This window comes from Siminovitchia fortis (assembly GCF_003605365.2).
Taxonomy (GTDB): Bacteria; Bacillota; Bacilli; order Bacillales; family Bacillaceae_C; genus Siminovitchia; species Siminovitchia fortis.
This window is the reverse complement of sequence record NZ_QYTU02000038.1, coordinates 1-20,354: the sequence shown is the minus strand read 5'-3', so window position 1 is coordinate 20,354 and position 20,354 is coordinate 1. Positions and strand designations below refer to the sequence as shown.

Genomic DNA, 20,354 nt, shown 5'->3' with positions numbered 1-20,354 from the left:
TACGACCGCGTCTGGTCGGAAGCGAAAGGATCACAATAGCTTTTACATAGAGGAGGCTCCCTCCTCTATATTTTTATATACAATTAATTGAATATTTAACCACATCCAAATAATCTATTTTTTATTCTTGAAAGGAGTCGGCAAATGACAAAGATAGAATATAAGCGATTTGCAAGGCCATTTGTTTTTTTATTACTGATCAGTGCTGTTTTAGCGGGCTGCGGCGGAAAAAGTCCCCCAGGAGCGGAAAAGGCCTCGGGAGGAGCAGACGGCGAAGAGGATCAAATCACAGGAGAATTGAATTTATTTAACTGGTCTGAATACATGCCGGATAGTGTAATTGAGAAGTTTGAGAAAAAGTATGGAGTAAAAGTGAATTACAGCGTATATTCATCGAACGATGAAATGCTGGCAAAAATCAACGCGGGTGCCTCGGGTTATGATATTGCCGTGGGAACAGATTATATGGTTGAAATCATGCGGAATGAGGACCTGCTTGAACCGATTAATCTTGATAACATCACTAATTTGAACAACATTGATGATCAGTTCCTGGACAAGTCATTCGATCCGGGAAATGGATATTCTGTCCCTTATATGTGGGGAGGCGCTTTTATCGCCTACAATAAAGATACTGTGGATACCGAGATTACGAGCTACAAAGATTTATGGGAGCCGGAATTCAAAAATTCACTTGTCGTATTGGACGACCAGCGGGTCATGATGGGCATCGCCAATAAAATGCAGGGAGAATCCATGAGTTCGACCGACCCGAAAGTCATTGAGAAGTCCAAGGAGCTTCTCATCGATTTGCTGCCCAATATTAAAGCTTTTGACAGTGACTCGCAAAAAACGATGCTTCTTAATGGTGAGGCCAAAGCCGGAATTGTCTGGGGTGCCGAGGCTTACCTTGCCTACAGCGAAAATCCTTCAATCGAAACCGTGCTGCCGGAAGAAGGTATATACCTGGGAATCGACTGCTTCATCATTCCTAAAGGGGCTCCAAACAAACGCACGGCAGAAGCCTTTATCGATTTCGTACTGCGACCGGAAATCAGCGCTGAAATAACAGAGGATTTCCCATACTCCAATCCCAACAAGGCAGCTCACGAGCTGATTGCTGACGAAATCTTGAAGCATCCGGCTGTCAATCCGCCTGAAGAAGAACTGGAAAAAGGAGAATTTTTGAAGGATCTGGGCGAAGCCGTCCTGGACTACGACAGGGCCTGGTCTGAGATAAAACAGTAAATACGTTGAAAATCCTAAAGGAAGGTAAGCTGTCCTTTAGGATTTTTTGTGGCCATAAATACAATAAAGAATCCAGTTTGAATTACTTTGTAAAAAGAGCATTATCATGATTGTATTGGAATAATCAGTAAAATCTCTGCTCTTCACCCCATGTTTTCGCCTCGCTATTCACCAAAAAAATATCCGTCCCTCTTCTTTAGATTTGACCGGAGATCAATATGCATTTGTTAAATAATAAGGGGTAATGTCAGCATCGCTGACACCACTATAATTCAAAGGTAATTTGCTTGATTAATTAGCGCTCTGCCGCCATGTGTTCCCCACTTGCCGTTCATGCCTTATAAAAAGTCTTTTAAACAGCCCCTTCTTTATTTCGAATTAAGTATAATTATTAAAAGAATAGTAGCCACAATGATGGTGGCTGCAAAGGAGGTCAAGCAGCCGGCTAAAATCTTTACCCATGGACTTCCCTTCTTTAATAGGGTTACAATACAACCTAAAGCGACGATAAGCGCAAATATTGTATACATTTTTTTCGTCCCCCCTATACTTTTTTGCTTGTGCATGAGCTGTCCATCAACACTTGGGTTCTCCTTTGTTGGCGGGAAGGACTTCGACAAGCCTCATGAAGGTTAAGGAAAAAAATGAAAATCCCCATTTTATTTTTTAAAATCATCGATATACTTCTTTGCCTCTTCTAAGGAAAGGCCTAGTCCCTTCATAGCCATTCGAACCGCTTCCACTTCCTTTCCCTCTTTCAGAAGCTTCTGCAGCTGGTCATTGATTGGAGGTCCGGATAGCTGCCATTTTTCAGCCGCTTGGTTTAATACCTCTTGCATGGCCTCCAGCTTTTTTTCAAGTTTTATCAATCTTTTTCCGTTGCTTCCGACATTCACCATCAAAAATGTCATGAACACCATAAAGGCTAAGAAAAATAGTGAAAGCAAGATGGCAATCGAATCCATTCCAATTCCTCCTTAAAAGAACATTCGGTGATGGTCCATTGTGTAACGGGACTGATATTAATCTTGATATCTTCAAGATTCCCGTTTTCTTTTTTTAAAGATAAACCGGAAAACGTGATAGATTGGTAAAATGGTATATGTCAAAATATAATCTAGGAGCACAACTGTAATCAGGGGGGGAAGCCAAAAAAAGACCGACTTTCAAAAGTATTCCTTCTCCTGCGGATAGCAGGACAAGAAAGACACCTATAGCTCCTGACACCCATGCGACCGACTCCTTGTAGCGCAGAAGGACGATGGAGTAGACTATAGAAATGACGATCCAAATGGCGTAAATCAAGGGAAGCGCCCCTTTCGTTTCCAGATAGCATTTTTATTTTAAACTTCCGAATAATATACGGCCCTATTCACGATTCGGTTTCAATAAGTAATAAAAACGCCATCCATTATTGGCTGATAATTGATTTCAGCCTAACGGGAGGATAAACGAAATGCTGACATATGAAACTTTACCGAAACATATCAAAAATATTGCGGAAGAATACAACTATCGAGATGAAAAGCTGCTTGCCGTGCCATACCGGTTTCATTACAACGGCCAAAATTACTATTGCATCGGTTTTGAGCCTTCCCGTGAGAGGCTGTTCATTCGTGAAGACGGCTACGTTCCTTCTTTTTCCGAGATGAAACGTCCGATGTTGCTCACCACGTCCTACGAGACATCGGGACTCTCCATGTTTACCATAGGGGTCGAATGGGGAAAACCGGCCCTTGAGAAGCTGTATAGGGAGATGGCCAACCGGTTCAAGTCGCTTTGCAAAAAAACTAAAAAAACGGCTCCAGAGACCATTTTGTCGAGTCTGGACCGTGTCATTGCCGCCTGTGAAAAAAGTGCAACGGAACAGAAACTGATTTATGACTGTGTCATCCAGGCGCTCGATCTCACCAAGCGCAGGAACGAGGAGGAAATGGCAACAGAAGAGGATCAGAAGCAGCTAAGACGATATGTCCTGGAGATGACGCGCGCAACGGTCAGGCAAAACCAGGTGCAACTGGATACGGAACAGGACAGGAAGGATATCCTTGATTATCTCGGCGGGAAAATCCTTAAAAATCCGGCGGTACTGTTTGATTTTCTCTGGCTAAAAAGCAAGGAAAAGCATATGGTGACGGCAGACTCACCGAGGGGACGGGACCAGGGGGAGTTTCAGAAGTTGTTGAAAGAAGACAGGCATTTGGAAGAAGGGGATAACGCAGAAATAATTGCGCTGCTTCGGAATCCCAAGTAGAGGCAGCGTCGGGAAAATGCGGATTTACAACGTTAATCAAATTATAGCATAAAACACTGAAACTGATTTCCTTACTACCGTCGGAAATCGGTTTTTTGGTCGGGCTTATGCCACGATCGAGCGCTTTAATTGTACAACGAATTTCTTATTTTATCGTAGTAAATGAGTTCATATGTAGTACAAAGAAGGACAGATAAAGCGAATCTTATCTATCCTTCTCTTTTTCCCAAATAAAATGTGCAACATTATATAATTCTTCCCTTTTATCAAGTCATTAATAAAATATCTTAACTTTTAATAAAAAAAGATCCATCAAAGTGAATTCTTTTCTAAGAATTTCACCTGTTTACTGCTAATCAAAAGTTTGATTAAGAGAATACCATTTCTGCTCAATTACAATGGGGATGTCGATCAAACGTTTGATTAAAAATATGCTTTTTTTATCTTCCCGAAAAAAGTATGGATCCTGCCCTTCCTCAAATTGATCAAACGTTTGATTGGTTCAAATGTCTGCCAATGAAGAAAGGCTGCCAATCTTTAACCAAATGTTTGATTAAGAACGTGGATGTTTATGACTCAAGATGCAGAAAAGGATTTTTCCACTCCATCAAAGCCGCATAATTGCATGATTCTTCATCTTCTATATAATTCGGCAAAACCTGGACCGGAGTTCGCCCGCAGTGCAGAAGAAAAGTTACAACGGGGTCTTTGATATCCCCTTCCATGACATGGTTCAAATATTCCTGGGCAGTCATTTCCTGTTGATACTTATGGTAAAAGGGCATCCGGGCGCCGCCAAGCAGGCGTTCCAGCCCCTCATGCACAACCACTTCATACATCGACTGCATCAGCCATTTGCCAAGGCCCAACTTGCGATAGGCGGGCTTGACGCATATATCTACAATATAAATGGCGTTTCCGTTCGGGTCATGGTTACGGATATATCCGTCGTCCGTAACCTCCGACCACGTATGCTCCGGCCTGCCAGGATCGAAGTCGATCATCAGCCCGGTAATAGAACCAGCTATCTCCCCCTTAATCTCCACGCATAAAGCGCCTTCCGGGAACCTTTCGACATGCTCTTTCAACTGTTTCTCGTTCCACCAAAGATCTGGCGGAAAAGGCGGGGGAAAGCTTTCCTTCTGCACGTCGATCAGTTTCTGAAAGTCATCTTTTGTATAATTCCTAATAACAGCTTCAACCGGTCTGTCACCATCAAAAACATACCATTTCTTATACAACCGAAAAGCCCCCTTATGAAACATTTTCATCAAAGCTTAATTCAGGCGGTTTTTCCTTGAACATTTTTGTTAAATAGGCCAGGTACAGAGCTCCAATAATAAACCAGCTGATACCCAGTATAAATGCATCTCGACTTAGGCTTGTCCATAACCAGACACATAGAACAATTCCTATGAAAGGAATCACCAAATAGAGAATGGAATCTTTCATTGACCGCCGTCTGTTTTTAAAGAAATAATGTGTGATAACAGATATATGAACAATCGTAAAAGCTGAAAGAGCGCCAAAACTGATAAATGAGGCAACTGTATCAAGCGAAAACACCAAGGATGACAGGGCCAACAGGCTCACGATGACTGTGCTGTATACCGGCGTCCTGAACTTCGGCGAAATATAACCAAAAATCTTCTTTGGAAGGATCGTATCCCTTCCCATGGCGAACAGGAGCCTGGATACACTGGCATGGGAACTGGTCGCTGAAGCGAAAGCACCTAACACGAAACCGGCAAGAAACATAGCTTTAAACATGTTCCCTCCAATAAAGATAGCAATCTGCAGCGGTGCGGAATCCGGGTCTTTAAACGACATATAATCCGGATAGACCATTTGCCCGATATAAGAAACAATAATGAATAGAGTTCCTCCGATAATCGTTACTAGAAAAATAGCTTTTGGGATGTTTTTTTTTGCATCAACGGTCTCTTCCGATAATGTTGTAACCGCATCAACCCCCAAGAAGGACAGACACAAAATGGCCGCTCCGGCAAAAACTAAAGAGATTGAACCTTCAGGATTGAAGAAAGGCAATGTTGAAAATAACGTCCCCGTTCCTCCCCCGCTTAAAATCGTTTTGACAGAAAGGATCAAGAAAAAGGCAATCACAATAACTTGAAAAGCGATTAAAAAGAAGTTAACATTTGTGACCACTTTTATTCCCCTGATATTGACAAACGTCACAATCAAAATGGCCAAAATAATCCAAACCCAATTAGGAACTGAAGGAAATTCCGCATTTAAATAGATTCCAAGAACCAGGTAATTGATCATGGGAAGGAATAAGTAATCTAACAACAATATCCATCCTGTAAAAAAAGCCAACATGGGAATTGAGCGATTTTTGCGCATAGGTATAGGCAGATCCGGTATACGGAAACGCTTTTACCATCCTGCCATAGCTGTATGCAGTGAACAGCATCGTCAATAAGGTGACAATATACGCTGCCGGAAGCATCCCCATCGTAAGCTGTGATACGATGCCATATGTTGTAAAAACAGTCATCGGAACCATATAAGCCAATCCGAACAGTACGACAGGAAGCAAGGTAAGTACCTTTTTAAATTCAGTTTCAGCCTTCATCAAATATCCCCCTTAATTATAATTCTTCATCTTTATAAACGACTTTTCCATCCATCACGGTGAACTTCACTTTCGCTTCCAGCAATTGCTCCGGGTCAACGGCAAACAAATCCCGGTCCATCACAATCACATCTGCCAGCTTTCCTTTTTCCAATGTTCCCAGCTTGTCCTCCATGAAATTGCCGAAAGCAGGGCCGGCGGTATAATGCCTCAAAGCTTCTTCCAACGGAATTTTTTCTTTTGGATTCCAGCCATCTTCCGGCTCTCCATCGTTAAACCGGCGTGTAACAGCCCGGTAAATTTCCAGCATCGGATTTAGCTCGACGACAGGAAAGTCACTTCCAAACGCCATGGCCGCACCTGATTCTCCCAAGGTTTTAATCGGCCATGTGTATTGATCCCGCTCTTGCCCCATGCGTGTAAGATATACATTGTCCTGATATTTTTCGGTAATCGCCATATGCTCAGGCTGCATGGAAGCCACAACGCCAAGCTGTTGGAAACGCCGGATATCATCCGGATGGATCACTTCAATATGCTCGATTGTATGCCGGGAGTCGCGCCTTCTGTTTTGCTCTTCGGCCTTTTCATACAGGTCCAATCCAAGACGGACAGCACCGTCTCCGCATGCATGCAGCCGAACACGGAAACCTTCACGGTCAGCCTCCGTAATCCATTGTTCCAATAGTCCAGGCGGCAGGAATGCCTCTCCTTTTTCCGATGGATTGTCGGAATATGGCTCGACCATTAAAGCTGTATATGTTGTCGCAACACCGTCCAGAAATTGTTTTAACCCTGAAAACCTCAATACATCTGACTGGTACTCCTCCCGCAGCCCTCTTGCCTGGGACAAGTCCCCGTTTAGCGGGCTGAGGAAAAAGGTTCTGACGGTCAGTTTATCGTCCTGTTCAAATTTCCGGTAAAGAGAGAGATCCCCTACTTCAAAACCCGGAAGAGGCAGCATATCACTTACAGATGTAATGCCCAGCCGATTCGCTTTTGCTAAAAAACGTTCCATCAATTCAACTGCCTTCTTTTCCGGGATTTTAAATGCCTGATCAGCAGCAAGCCTCATCGCCGTTTCCAATAAAATCCCCGTCGGCTTCCCGTCTTCATCTTTCATAATCATACCGAATGGCGGGTTTTCTGTATTTTCATCAATTCCCGCCAGTTTCAGCGCTTTGCTGTTGAGCCATGCCCCATGGCATTCGGCATTTAGTAAAAACACGGGGCGGTCTGGTATCAATTCATCCAGAATGGTCCGGTCAGGCATATCTTTTTTATCCCAAAAAATATGGTACCAGCTAAAGCCGAGTATCCATTCATCGTCAGGACGGCTGTCAGCAAAATCTTTCACCTTTTGGGCTGTTTCCTCCGCTGAACGTGCATCTGCGAGATTCACGTAATCTTCAAAAAGGCATCCAAGTGTCAAATGGATATGAAAATCGTGAAAGCCGGGCATGATCGTTTGATTATCAAACTTGTAAACTTGTGTCTCATTGCCTATATATTGCGCCATGCTGTCTTCCTTACATACTTCGATAATCTTTCCATCCTTGATGGCTATACCGCCTTCCATCATCTTCTTGCCGGTAAAAATACGATTTCCCCGGATGATCATATCTGCTTTGACCAATCGAATTCTCCTCCTTGAAACCCAATTTCCTTTATGGTGACAACGCTTTTGTTTGATAGGACCTAATATTTTTCCTCAAAAGACGTTATTAACACAGCTCACAACTTAGATTAATTATTGTTTTACTTCGGACCAGACACGGTCATAAACTTGAAGGGCTTCCCCCACATCAATCGCATGGGCTGCTTTTGGATGATCGATACCGTCCCCAACTGTCATCTCAATCTCTGCCCGGACATCATCCGGCAATAATTTCACTGCTTCCTCATTTGGATCCACATATGGGTGCTCCAGGACAATTTCTTTGCTTACTTCAGGGTCATAAATGAAATTAATGAACTTTTCTGCATTCTCTTTGTTCTTTGCCCCCTTTGGAATCACGAAATTATCTTGCCAAAGGCTGAGGAAGTCTTCAGGAATGATGGCTTTGAGATCAGGATTTTCTCTCATCGCAAGCGCTGCTTCAGCCCCGTAAACGACTCCGGCTTTCACTTCATTACTGATTAAAAGGTTCTTGGCATTGTCACTGTCGTATACTTTAATATTCGGTTTCAGCTTTTTAAGCTCCTCGCCTGCAGCTACTATTTCTTCTTCTTTTGTAGTGTTTGGATCATAGCCGAGCATGCTCAGCATGGCGCTCAACATTGTGCGCGGATCATCGAGAATAACGAGACTGTCTTTAAATTCAGGATCGAACAAATCCCTGTATGATTTCACTTCTTTGTCAACAAGCTTCTCATTGACAATAATGATCTCCGTTCCCGACATATAAGGAAGCGAATATTCGTCATTCTTGTCGAAGTCCCAGCCTAAATAATCTTCACCGATGTATTTCAGGTTCGGGATATTATCTTTATCGATTTTTTCCAGTTTATCCTGTTTGATCAGCGGTTCAACGAAATAAGTGGACGGCACGGCAAGGTCGAATTCCCCGCCGCTGACATTCAGCTTCGCGATCATTTCTTCATTGGAAGAAATTTCGCTGTAATTCACCTTTATCCCAGTTTCTTCTTCAAATTGTTTGATTAAGTGTTCCGGCAAGTACTCGGACCAGTTCATGATGTTGACAACCTCTTTCTTCGAGCCTCCCGTACTGCTCCCGCATCCCGCCAAAACAACTCCCAGCATCATGACAACGGTTACAAAAACCATTGATGGCTTAAAAAGCTTTTTCATTATCAAACTCCCCCCTGATTTTTTATTTAATCCTGTATTTGGAATAAAAGACCGAGTCAAAGCTCGGTCCAAGGATCAACAACGCTTCAATGCGTAATCTCACTATCTGTGATGCAGCAGTTTACTTGAGATGTTTTTTTATAAAAGCGAGACGGACTCTGCCTCCTGCTGCCGGCTCCTATCCTTAAACGGCGTCGCCGATCCGGTCTCACGATTTCTCCGCAGTGTTTCCAGATCAACATCCCCGACAACGACAGCTTCCACGTTCGGGCGGCTTTCAGTCACAATTCCTGCATTCGGGAAGGAAAAATCAATCGGGGAGAAAATGCCCGATTGTCCATATTTCGCATCTGCCAGAGTAACATTCGTCATGTTGCCCGACGCCCCGGAAATAACGGTGTATACCTGGTTTTCAATGGCTCTTGCCTGGGAACAACAGCGGATCCGCATATATCCTTGTTCATTCTCCTCTGCGAATGGCGTAAATATAATTTGTGCACCCTGCTCGGCGGCCTGGCGTGCAAGCTCCGGAAACAAGATGTCGTAACCGATCAATATCGCGATTTTTCCGCAATCCGTATCGAATACCTTTACCTCATCTCCCGCCTGGATGCCAAGCCAGCTTTTCTCTGAGGGTGCCACATGAAGCTTATATTGCCTGTCGAATGTACCGTTGCGCCTAAATAGATAGGAAACATTATAAATCTCGTTATCCTCTTCCACATAATGCGATCCGGCAATGATATTGATGCTGTATTTTACGGCTAAATCAGAAAACAGCTGTATATAATCTTCCGTATATGTGGTCACCTCCTGTGCCTGGCCGCTTGGAAACCTCTCATTTGAAAATGCCGCAAGCTGCATCGTGACCACTTCCGGGAATAAAACGAAATCCGATCTTACCTTGGAACTGCTGCGGACATAGTATTCACACTGCTGTGCAAAGTCCGAAAAGGACCGGACTTCTTTAAAATCATATTGAACGGAAGAAATACGCACGGGTAAAGAGTGTCTGTAATCCTTTTCTGATGGAGGGGCATAATCCTCATTCACCCACTCCATCAATGTTGCATTTTCTAAAGAGGCCTCATCATGGGGGAGATAGTTTGCCAGCACCTTTTTAAATTTAAACCCATTCATTGTTTGAAAAACGATGACAGGATCATATATTTTTTTCTTGATGACCTGATCAACATATTCTTCGGGCGTCAGTTTATCGGCATATTTGTAATAATTAGGCATACGGCCGCCAAATAAAATACTTTTCAAATTAAATTTCCTGCAAAGTTTCCGCCGTTCTTCATACAGCCGGCGGCCGATCTTTAATTTCCGGTAATCGGGATGCACCACAACGTCCAATCCGTACAGATTCTTTCCATCGGGGTTATGATTTCGGATATAGCCGTTTCCAGAAATTTGATCTATTGTATGGTCTTCTCCATAATCCTCAAAATTGACGATGATACTGGAGCACGCCCCGATGATTTTTCCATCATATTCGACGCAAAACTGGCCTTCCGGAAAAATATTAATATGACTCTTATAATGCTTTGCTTCAAAAGCAACACCTGGAAGCCCAAAGCTCAAATTAGCGACTTTGACAACTTCCTCGATATCCTCTTCGCGGATATTGCGGACGATGATTTCTTTTTGAAAACTGGAAGTATCCACTTCACTCATTCAATAACCCTCTTCCCTTCCTTTTTATAAAAACAAAAGAGAAGCTCTCATTTGTTTTTGCTCTTATATTAAATTTCTTCATATGCATCGATCGTCGGCTTGCCTGCACAAAACAGCGTTTTCTTCTTTGAGAGGTTCATAATGACAGAAAAGACTGTTTCTGAACGGCGGTGCTCCGGTGCGTTTTCATTCGGGTAGTGGTTAATAGAGTTTGGATAATTGTATTTATCACAGAACCATTTCTTAAAGCTGTTCTCATCAATCGTTTCTCCCTTTGCCAGCGCTGTATTGATAAGCTGCTCGGCACGAAGCTTCCGGATCATTGAATCTGTATATTTAAATTCGTTCAAATCAGCCAAGTTTTTCAACAGCTCCGGTGAAAGGATATGATTGGAATGAACGGCCGTACCATTCGGCTCCACCATCAGGTCGATGCCAAAAGGGGACACTTCGACGTTTGCTGCCAAAGACATGCCTTCACCTTCATGGCTTGCAATCATGAAATTCGCTGCGGAGGCCATTTGGCCATTGTTGACTTTTGACAGGGCCTCATGGAAGGAAGAAGAGTTCAAAACCGCCCTTAAACCAAGGTGGATGGGAACTTCATCGGATTTTTTGTCCGTGATCAAGGCGTTCAGACAGACAGCCACTCCAGCAGAGTTGCAGCCGATTTTTCCGATAATCCCGCCTTCTGTCACCATTGTGATATCCGGTTTATCCTCCTGTTTGATACGGAGAAGCAGCAGACTGTCAATCTGGCTGCCTTTCCAATCCCAGTTTTGGCCAATGATCGTTTCATCACAGGCAGGAGCCGTTACGGCAATGGAAGTGCACCCGTCGGAAAAAATCTTATCCTTCCGCCCTGTAAGTGCAATTTCACTTCGTGCATTCAATGCTAAAATGTCCTCGAAGTCCACACCCGCTCCGTGTGCCACCCCTTCCATTTCCTCTATCAGCTCAGGGTCATATGCTTCAATTGCTTTTAGATGGACGAGTGCACGGTTACGGGCTTCTTTCCAATCGATTTGATGGTAGCCGTAGAAAAGCTTTTCATACGTTTCCAGGCTGACCTGGATTTGCCCTTTTCCTTCACGGCCATGCTTTTCGCCTATTTCACGCGGTGTTCCCTCAAGATCCAATTGTTTTATCATAGTTGTTTTCCTTCTTTCTCTTTAGGAAATATAATCCAAAAACTTAAAGTAATATTTCATCATCCCCAATCCGGTAGCATTCATGCTGTGAAACGGGATAGGCTTCAGGTTTGAACGGTCAAGAGGGTTGTTTTTATCCCCTTCATTGAGCATATTCATGGCTACAATTTTGCCTAATAGGGTGGACATTGCAGCCCCATGCCCGGCGTATCCGAAAGCAAAATGGGTTCCGTCATCCAACTGGCCGATATAAGGGATCTTTTCAATGGTAAACCCTACTTTTCCGCTCCACTTGTAATCCACCTTGGCATCTTTTAGCGCCGGGAAGACATCTACCATGCCTGCTTGTAAATTATCGAAAAGCCTTTGGGCATCCCGTTTGCTTGTCGTACGCCCCGATCCCCCGAATACCATGCGGTTGTCTGCGGACAGCCTGAAATAATACAGCAGGTTTTTCGTATCACAGGCAGCACGGTTATGCTTTATCAATTGCTCGCATAGGTCTTCCGGAAGCGTCTCGGTCGCAAGAACAATGCTTTCGACCGGGACAATCGCTTTCTTGATCAGCTTGTGGACATCGGTCGTATAAGCGTTGACGAACATCCCGACCTGTTTGGCGATAACACGGCCGTTGTTTGTCTCTACAACCACTCTATCATGAGATTCACGTTTGATGTTAATCGCTTCCGAGTGTTCGTAGATGGTTCCGCCGTATTTTTCCACCGCATTTGCCAAACCGAGACAATAATTCAACGGATGGAAAATGGCGCTTTTTTCATCGATATGGGCCCCGTGGTAAAAGTCCGAGTCCATTTCAGTGTGCATATCTTGCTTCTCCACAATCTTTGTTTCAAAGTTATAATTTTTATATAAAAATTCCTGTTCACGCCTCATTCCATCCAAATGTGACGGCTTGTATGCCGCAAGCAAGTTCCCGTTACGGAAAAAATCGCACTGGATGTCTTCTTCCTTAATGATATTTTCAATCAAATCGATACTGTCCAATGACATTTGAAACATCTGCCTTGCAGCGTCACTGCCGTATTTTTCAGCCAGTGCCTGCATGGACATGACATAGCCGATCAATACTTCCCCGCCGTTTCTTCCGCTTGCGCCGGATCCTACAGTATTGGCTTCCAATACTACAGTTTTCACATTTCTTTGCTGCAGGTGATAGGCAACGGAAAGCCCGGTGAAGCCTCCTCCTATGATGACGACGTCACATGTTTCCTCGCCTTGCTGGACAGGCCTTCTCTTCATATCATTTGCTGTTGCTTTCCACAACGATTTGCTGCTCATGCTTCCACTCCTTCAATTTTTCAACTTCCATTTTAAATATTTTATTGTTTAACCTCAGACCATGCGCGGTCATAATACTTGATCGCTTCCCCGACATCCTTTGCATGGACACCTCTTTCGAAATCTTCATCTGTCAATTCCAGCTCTTTCCGGATATCATCAGGGAGCAATTCAAGTGCTGCTTTATTCGGGTTATGGTATGGGTAATCCACTGTAATTTCTTTGCTTATTTCAGGGCGAAGAATAAAATCTATAAATTTTTCTGCGTTTTCTTTGTGCGGTGCATCTTTAGGAATGACAAAGTTGTCTTGCCACAAGCTCAGGTGATCTTCAGGAATAACCATTTTGATGCTTGGATTTTCCCTCATCGCCAGCGCTGCTTCAGCCCCGTAAACGACTCCGGCTTTCACTTCTCCGCTGACAAGCAGGTTTTTCGGGCTGTCACTGTCGAATGCCTTTATATTCGGCATAAGCTTTTTCAATTCCTCCCCAGCCTTCATGATTTCATCTTCATTTGTACTGTTTACGGAATATCCGAGCATTTCCAGCATCGCACCAAGCATTGTGCGAGGATCATCCAGCACGACAAGTCCGTCTTTTAATTTAGGATTAAATAAATCTTTATAATTCTTTATTTCAAAATCTACCAGATCCTCATTGTATGCAATAATTTCTGTTCCCCACATGTACGGGACAGAATATTCATCGTCCGGATCAAAATCCCATCCCATGAACTTTTCATCGATATTTTTCAAGTTTGGTATATTGTCTTTGTTGATTTTCTCCAACTGGCCTTCTTTGATCAGCACTTCAACAAAATAAGTCGAAGGGACAGCTATATCATAAGTGGCATTCCCAACGTTCAACTTCGCGACAAGCTCTTCATTGGAAGAGATTGTACTGTAGTTTACTTTAATTCCTGTCTCTTCTTCAAATTGCTTGATTAGTTCCTCTGGCAAGTATTCAGACCAGTTTAGAATGTTGACCACATTTTCATCCTTGCCGCCGGATCCGCTGCCTCCGCAACCTGCAACCAGCAGAACAAACGCCAAGGCTGATACGAGCAAACTGAACTTTTTGAATCTCATTTGGGCATTCTCCTTTAGATGTATGGAATTTCTACCGGCCGATGATTCCAGCCGGAAGGCCTGTTTGCGAATTTAGCTGCCCTTATATTTCGAGGGCATATTCCTCAACATACGCCAATACCATGCCCTTGACTACTTCCTCCCCCTCCCGAACCTCCACTGATGAAATTCTTCCTTGATAGGTCTTTTTGATCTCCAGAACGGTATCATCCTTTTGTTTGATTTTAAAGAATGTGTTACAGCGTTTCTGGCTCAGGTCCTCTTGGATACGGAATGTGACAAGGACTCCGTCACAAGGGCTTATAATCATTTCTTCCATTTAACACTATCCTCCCCCTCTTTAACCGATTTTTCAGCTTCATGCCAAAGGAATCGCTTTCATTTTTGAAAAAGCCAAAATTTCGATAAATTCTTTTCAAAAGAGCACGCAGCAGTTACCATAGTTAACCGGCTGCACGTTCTTCCCGGCAGCATACACCCTTCCAGGAACAAAGCCGGACAGGTACTGGTAACAGCTGACGGTATTCGCTGAAATACAGCGTTGTCATAAATATTCTGCAAGATTTGTGCCAAACGATGAAAGGGACAGATGATAACGTTTTTTTCATTAAACCTGCTTAAGGTTATTCAAAAATGAATAATGTTTGCCGTTTTGCATGAATTTTTTAAAAAAAGCTCCGCTTCTGCATCGAGAAGCGGAGCAATTATTACAGCCTTTTGATCACCTTATCGTAGGCTTCCAACGTTTGATCAATTTCTTCCTGCCCATGTGCACTTGAAACGCTGTATCGGTTCAACGGTTTTGTATAGATTCCTTCATTTATTAATTGAAAATCCAATTCTCTCCTTAAACCAAAGTCGGCACTTTGGAGATCGCGGTAATTCAATATTTGCTCTTTTTCAGTGAAAATCAAATTGAAAATGGAGCCGATGCCTAATGTCCGGACTGCTATTCCCCGCTGTAAAAAAAGCTTGCTGATTTCTGTTTTCAATCTGTCGGCTGTCTCATTGATTTGGCTGATTTCTTCCTCCAAAACTGCGATCGTTTCAAGGCCCGCTGCCAAAATCGAGGGATGCCCGTTATATGTTCCGCTGTGAAAAAGCACGTCCCTTGCATTGGAATGTTTGCTTTGGCTGCTGTCAAACACGTCTGAAGCAGCTTTTGGAAGACTTACCTCCATAATATCTTTTTTTCCGCCTGTAATGCCGATCGGGTATCCTCCGCCGACCGCCTTGCCAAGTGCAGTCAGATCCGGTTTAATGCTGTAATATTCCTGAGCTCCTCCAAGTCCCAATCTGAAACATGTTTTGACTTCATCAAAAACGAGGAGAATGTCCAATTCCTCCGTCAATTTCCGAAGGCCTTCCATAAAACTCCTCTCAGCCGGGATATATCCTCCTTGAATCGGCTCCACAATGACCGCAGCCAGTTCATCCTTTCTTTTTCTCAGAATGTCCGAAGCTGCATCCAAATCATTAAACGGCAAAATGACCGTATGTTCCTCGTGATATTGGTCCATCCCCTTGGATTCCGCAACCGATCTCGGTTGATGGGGATGGCCGGCTTCGTCTATGGACGGGTTTACGCTCACTAAAACCTGATCGTATCCGCCATGGTAATGGCCTTCAAATTTCGCGATTTTATTTTTTCCTGTATAGGCGTATGCCAGGCGAATCGCAAGCAAAGTCGCTTCCGTTCCTGAATTTGTAAAACGCAGCAGCTCGACGCCTGGATAAAGCTGTTGAATTTTCCTTCCCATTTCGACTTCCAGCAAGTGCGGAGTCCCGAATAAATAGGTGCCGTTATCATATAATTGCTCTTGTACCGCCTGAAGTACCCTGGGATGCCCGTGCCCGAGAATCAATGCTCCATAGGAAAGCAGGTAATCAATATATTCGTTTCCATCGAGATCATACAGGCGGCTCCCCTTTCCTTTATCCATGACGATGGGATAAGGGGCAAAAAACTTAATATTGGCCGTCGTTCCGCCCGGCATGACTTTACATGCTTCCTTATAAAACTCCAATGATTTCGGAGTTTTTTTTGTATAGCGTTTGATCCCCATTCCTCTTTCACTGATTGCCACTCATAAGCACCTCTTTTAAGGTAATATTTATTTCCTAACTTTATATACTATGAAATGTTTATTTCATTATAACCCATTAACACCCATTTAAAATAAAAATTTCTCGCTTTAACGCAAATGTAATAAATATTGCATAATGGCGTTAAATATAATATCTTTAATGGAAAGCAAAAGGATGTGTTCATATTGTCCGTTCTTGTGGCTGCGATCCAAATGCATTCGGTACCGAACCAACCTCTGAAAAACGTAAATACAGCTTTTAAGATGGTTAGAAATGCGGCAGCACAAGGCGCTCAGATCATCGCGCTTCCGGAACTTTGGCAAAGCGGTTACCGCCTATCAAAAGAGGAATTCGGGATTTTGGCCGAAGACCGGGAAGGACCTGCTATTTCACAGTTTCAAAGACTTGCAATGGAATTGGGCGTGGTGTTAGTCGTGCCTTTTATTGAAAAAGAAGAAAAAGACCTTTATATAGCCACAGCTGTCATTGAGAAATCCGGAAAGCTGCTGGCTTGTTACAGAAAATCTTTCTTATGGGGAAGGGAAAAAGATATCTTTTCACCCGGGGAAAGAAAGTACGAAGCTATCCAAACATCAGCAGGAAAAATTGGAGTTTTGATATGCTATGACATGGAGTTTCCTGAACCGAGCCGCCACTTGGCATTGCAGGGGGTCGAGTTGATTGTCGCACCGTCCGTTTGGAGCATTCCCGCCGAACCGAGATGGGATATACAGCTGCCTGCACGAGCCCTTGATAACACCGTGTTTGTTTTAGGCGTGAATACCGTATTTGAAGGGAGCTGCGGGAAAAGCAAGCTTGTCGCCCCTGACGGAAGAGTGCTGGATGAAGCCCCAACCAAGGAGGCGCACATATTGATCCATAAAGTTGACTTTGATCTGATCCCCGAAACAAGAAAGAAAATTCCTTACTTGAGAGATTTGAAAAATGCTTAGTTAAGGGTGTATGAAATGGAAAATGATAATGTGTACAATCATATAGCGGAAAAAATCCCGGAAATGAGCAAATCCCACAAAAAAATTGCCAATTTCATTTTACACAACACAAATGTTGTCCCTTTTTTTAACGTGGCTACTCTGGCAAAAAAGGCCGGCGTAAGTGAAGCAACGGTTGTGAGATTCGCTTCCTTTCTCGGATATTCGGGATACCCTGAGCTGCAGTCACGGATGCAAAGCTCGATTCAAAAACAGCTGACCACAGCCGAAAGGCTGAAGATGACAACCGATGTGTATAATGATCAGGACCGCTGGATATATGACATCTTTTACGATGATATGGAAAATATAAAATCAACCATGGAAAAGCTGGACATTGAAAAATTTTATCAGGCGGTCGATCTTTTACAGGATACCAACAAAATATATATCGCCGCCAACCGGAGTGCTGCAGCGTTGGGCATCTTCCTGCAATACTATTTAAACATTATTCTGGGAAATGCAGAGATGGTTCGTTCCATCGAAAATCTTTCTGAGCAACTGTACAATCTCAACGAAAAGGACGTAGTCATCGGCATCAGCTTTCCGCGTTATACGAACAGTACCATTCAGACGCTCGCCTTTGCCAAAGAAAGAGGATCGAAGACCATTTGTATCACAGACAGCTTGCTTTCACCATTAATCCGCCATGCCGATGTCGTGTTGACTGCAACAAGCCAGATGCCGACATTTATTGATTCTTTCACCGCTCCGCTCAGCCTGATCAACGCGCTTGTCGTCAGTGTCGGGAAAGAAAGGATGAAAGAGGCCGAATCCCGCCTTGAAAAAATAGAAGCGGCATGGGATCGCTTCGGCGTATTCCATAAGGGAAGCCAGGAGGAAAGGTAAAAGTGCCGGCCGAGTCCTGATATATCGCAGCGTGACGGATGGCGAAGAATGACCAAAATCTTTTACAGCATAGCAACATCTTTATGCTCTTGATAGAAATGATAACCAAAAGTCTTTCTTAAAGTACGGGTCCCGATCGGTCCGGGAACATTGCATGCTGCAGCTGCTTCATTTAAAATCTGCCACGTTTAATATCTATATTTTTCAAAAGAGATGAACAAGGAATTATTAGGACTTGAAATCGTGAGAGAAGGCGAACGCCGTGGAAAGCATCCATTCCAGCTTCAGGAAAATGAAAAAAGGAGCATCTCCAATGAGAATGCCCTGTTAAAAGTCTTGTATTTGCGTATTAAGGAACTAGAAACAAAATGAGATGGCGGTCGTACTAAATCTTGGATTTAACAGAGACTAGCTCTCCGTCCAAGTGTTTGTTTAATTTCTTCGGATACTTAGTTGTTACTTTCTTTGAACTCATAACAAACCCTTGATTGTATTGCTTAACTGTACCATTTGAAATACGAATCATTGGATCGAACCTCCAATATCCCTGCCAGCCAGGTTTGATAGTCATTGCATGACTACTGGATATACTTGCAGAACTGCTCCATGTGTAACCAACATTTCCTTTTACTGCTGATTTCTCACCAGAGTTTAATGTTACGCTAAAGGAATGCCCTTGGCTGGCTGAATAACTTAAAGTAAAGGTGTCGCTTCCACCATTCTTTGCAGGGTTTTTCTGAATAATACTAGACCGTTTACCAGTTACTACTTTTGTTGACTTACTGGACTCTGTGTATCGATAGTATACTTGTGGAGCAAAAATAGTAGAGCCGTTTTCAACTTCAGTGTCATCTTTATCATTTAAGGAGATGCTGTCAGAAATATCATCTTCTTTTAGGTTCGGATCAGATGCTTGTCTATCAATATATTCATTCATATCGACCTTTCCAACAACCTCCCCGTCTTCGACCTTGAATACTTCGATGTATCCTTCTGAGTCTACATCATAGTACCCCTTATTCTCTTTGTCATAAAAAATGTTAGGAGCCTTTGTGGCTTGCATCTTGTTGACGTCTACATTATTGTCATTTGCTTCTTCGGCTCCCACGGCCGTGCCCATAATGAAAAATGCAAAGATTGAAGATAGAAAAGCAAGCGATACCTTTTTCATTCCACATTTCCTCCTTTATGTTTTTTGTAATTTCAGAAAATAATACCATGATTCCATGAAAAAGACAATGTTTTTTTACTTTTGCAAAAATTATTTTTATGATATGATATTTACAACATGAAGAAGAGGGGTAAGCTCTAATGAAGTATTTTATTTTGGCAGGTGTGTTTTTCATTTCGGCTTCAATTTTATATTCAGCAAGGTACATCACTTCTGGTATGATTAGGCTAATGGAAAACAGCGTGGGGGGACAATTGCCCTCACCGCAAACCCAGCCACTCCTTATCTGGGGTATTATTTTAGTAGTGCTAGGGGTATTGTCAATATTAATTGGCTTCCTTAGAAAAGACTAATGTTAATCGGCTTGTAAATAAATCAAGAAAGAGAGAATTCCAAACAAAATTTTTAACCATCTTTTACACTCTCTTTAATTATGCTTGTTAAACATTGTTCACTTAAAATAACAATACCGTCCATCTTTAACTCCTTTAAACTTACTTAACCCCATCATACAACAAGCAATCAATTCAATCTACAAAGTATTTAATTCGTCGATAAAACAAGGAGTTGCACTATTTCAGGCAATCGAATGAAGATAATTGCAGCCATTTTGTTCGATTATGATTACTCTTTTGGTGTTCTCTTTCTCCGTGAAAAAGGGTATACTATAAATAGAAAATGAATAAATTAAAAGAGACTGAAGGTGCTGACACACCTTCAGTCATACAATAGCTCGGTTCCCTTCAAGGGGATCGGCACGATTTGGGAATAGAATCCACCCTAAATGAGCCATTCACTAAAGGGTGGGTTTTTTTTTTTGCTGTTTTTTTCTGACATGATCGGGAACGATTGACGCCCCAAAACTCGCCATGAGCATCAATCCTTCTGCAACTGTCATCGGCATCATCCCCTTTCGAGAGTGCGCCGACCACCCTTGAGTTAACCAATTATGGCTATTGTCCTTTAATATAGCATTAAAAAGAGCATAGAGACATATTATCAATGGCTGAAAAAAAGCATGCAAGGACCATTCAACCTGTCCCTTGCATGCTTTCTTCAATATCCATTTCGAAAATGCTGAAGAAATGTCTGCAGCCTTTCGGTCTTCGGATTTTCCAATACC

Annotated in this window: 17 protein-coding genes and 2 pseudogenes; 5 read left to right on the top strand and 14 right to left on the bottom strand. The window is 42.9% G+C overall.

Features of this window, described 5'->3' with window-relative positions; all coding sequences use genetic code 11:
• Positions 1-144 precede the first annotated feature (144 nt).
• On the top strand, positions 145-1,248 hold the full coding sequence (locus D4N35_RS14660) for an ABC transporter substrate-binding protein (RefSeq protein ID WP_120075008.1): 1,104 nt from the start codon (positions 145-147) through the stop codon (positions 1,246-1,248).
• Positions 1,249-1,907: 659 nt separating this feature from the next.
• Here the strand turns inward: D4N35_RS14660 and D4N35_RS14655 are convergent.
• A complete protein-coding gene (locus D4N35_RS14655) occupies positions 1,908-2,213 on the bottom strand; it encodes a hypothetical protein (protein ID WP_120075006.1) in 306 nt (101 codons plus the stop codon).
• A gap of 491 nt (positions 2,214-2,704) precedes the next feature.
• Here D4N35_RS14655 and D4N35_RS14650 point away from each other — a divergent pair, with 491 nt between their 5' ends.
• Positions 2,705-3,502, top strand: a complete 798-nt coding sequence (locus D4N35_RS14650; RefSeq protein ID WP_120075004.1) for a hypothetical protein — start codon at positions 2,705-2,707, stop codon at positions 3,500-3,502.
• Positions 3,503-4,071: 569 nt separating this feature from the next.
• On the opposite strand, the gene D4N35_RS14645 is transcribed toward D4N35_RS14650, so the two are convergent.
• The 10 genes and pseudogenes from D4N35_RS14645 to D4N35_RS14600 all read right to left on the bottom strand — a co-directional run bounded on the left by D4N35_RS14645 (position 4,072) and on the right by D4N35_RS14600 (position 16,218).
• On the bottom strand, positions 4,072-4,743 hold the full coding sequence (locus tag D4N35_RS14645; RefSeq protein WP_120075002.1) for a GNAT family N-acetyltransferase: 672 nt from the start codon (positions 4,741-4,743) through the stop codon (positions 4,072-4,074).
• A 13-nt stretch (positions 4,744-4,756) separates the two neighbouring features.
• A pseudogene (locus tag D4N35_RS14640) lies at positions 4,757-6,101 on the bottom strand (APC family permease).
• A 16-nt stretch (positions 6,102-6,117) separates the two neighbouring features.
• Complete coding sequence (locus tag D4N35_RS14635; protein ID WP_120075000.1) at positions 6,118-7,737, bottom strand: amidohydrolase; 1,620 nt, start codon at positions 7,735-7,737, stop codon at positions 6,118-6,120.
• Between the two features lie 114 nt (positions 7,738-7,851).
• Positions 7,852-8,913 carry an ABC transporter substrate-binding protein gene (locus D4N35_RS14630; RefSeq protein WP_120074998.1) on the bottom strand — a complete coding sequence of 354 codons (1,062 nt, stop codon included), beginning with the start codon at positions 8,911-8,913 and terminating at the stop codon, positions 7,852-7,854.
• Positions 8,914-9,051: 138 nt separating this feature from the next.
• On the bottom strand, positions 9,052-10,593 hold the full coding sequence (locus D4N35_RS14625) for a bifunctional GNAT family N-acetyltransferase/carbon-nitrogen hydrolase family protein (protein ID WP_120074996.1): 1,542 nt from the start codon (positions 10,591-10,593) through the stop codon (positions 9,052-9,054).
• A 68-nt stretch (positions 10,594-10,661) separates the two neighbouring features.
• The gene (locus D4N35_RS14620; protein ID WP_120074993.1) at positions 10,662-11,744 is read right to left on the bottom strand and encodes a C45 family autoproteolytic acyltransferase/hydrolase; all 1,083 of its coding nucleotides are present in this window, start codon (positions 11,742-11,744) and stop codon (positions 10,662-10,664) included.
• Between the two features lie 21 nt (positions 11,745-11,765).
• Entirely contained in the window at positions 11,766-13,043 is a 1,278-nt protein-coding gene (locus tag D4N35_RS14615) for an NAD(P)/FAD-dependent oxidoreductase (RefSeq protein ID WP_120074991.1), read from the bottom strand.
• 41 nt (positions 13,044-13,084) lie between these two features.
• Entirely contained in the window at positions 13,085-14,131 is a 1,047-nt protein-coding gene (locus tag D4N35_RS14610) for an ABC transporter substrate-binding protein (RefSeq protein WP_120074989.1), read from the bottom strand.
• Positions 14,132-14,213: 82 nt separating this feature from the next.
• Entirely contained in the window at positions 14,214-14,450 is a 237-nt protein-coding gene (locus D4N35_RS14605) for a hypothetical protein (protein WP_120074987.1), read from the bottom strand.
• Positions 14,451-14,838: 388 nt separating this feature from the next.
• Positions 14,839-16,218, bottom strand: coding sequence for an aspartate aminotransferase family protein (locus tag D4N35_RS14600; protein WP_120074984.1), 1,380 nt, complete (start codon positions 16,216-16,218; stop codon positions 14,839-14,841).
• A gap of 186 nt (positions 16,219-16,404) precedes the next feature.
• Between D4N35_RS14600 and D4N35_RS14595 the strand changes: the two genes are divergently transcribed.
• Entirely contained in the window at positions 16,405-17,172 is a 768-nt protein-coding gene (locus D4N35_RS14595; RefSeq protein ID WP_120074982.1) for a nitrilase-related carbon-nitrogen hydrolase, read from the top strand.
• Positions 17,173-17,187: 15 nt separating this feature from the next.
• Entirely contained in the window at positions 17,188-18,060 is an 873-nt protein-coding gene (locus tag D4N35_RS14590; protein ID WP_120074980.1) for a MurR/RpiR family transcriptional regulator, read from the top strand.
• Between the two features lie 18 nt (positions 18,061-18,078).
• Here D4N35_RS14590 and D4N35_RS18710 read toward each other — a convergent pair.
• Together D4N35_RS18710 and D4N35_RS14580 are read right to left on the bottom strand one after the other, a co-directional pair.
• Positions 18,079-18,245: pseudogene (locus tag D4N35_RS18710) on the bottom strand (site-specific integrase); the annotation flags it as partial.
• Between the two features lie 200 nt (positions 18,246-18,445).
• Positions 18,446-19,231: a hypothetical protein gene (locus D4N35_RS14580; protein WP_120074978.1), complete on the bottom strand. Its 786-nt coding sequence runs from the start codon at positions 19,229-19,231 to the stop codon at positions 18,446-18,448.
• Between the two features lie 140 nt (positions 19,232-19,371).
• On the opposite strand from D4N35_RS14580, the gene D4N35_RS14575 reads away from it, so the two are divergent.
• Positions 19,372-19,584 carry a hypothetical protein gene (locus D4N35_RS14575; protein WP_120074976.1) on the top strand — a complete coding sequence of 71 codons (213 nt, stop codon included), beginning with the start codon at positions 19,372-19,374 and terminating at the stop codon, positions 19,582-19,584.
• A 443-nt stretch (positions 19,585-20,027) separates the two neighbouring features.
• Here D4N35_RS14575 and D4N35_RS18305 read toward each other — a convergent pair.
• Positions 20,028-20,354 (bottom strand): hypothetical protein (locus D4N35_RS18305; RefSeq protein WP_208646309.1); only part of this gene is annotated, 327 nt, incomplete at its 5' end.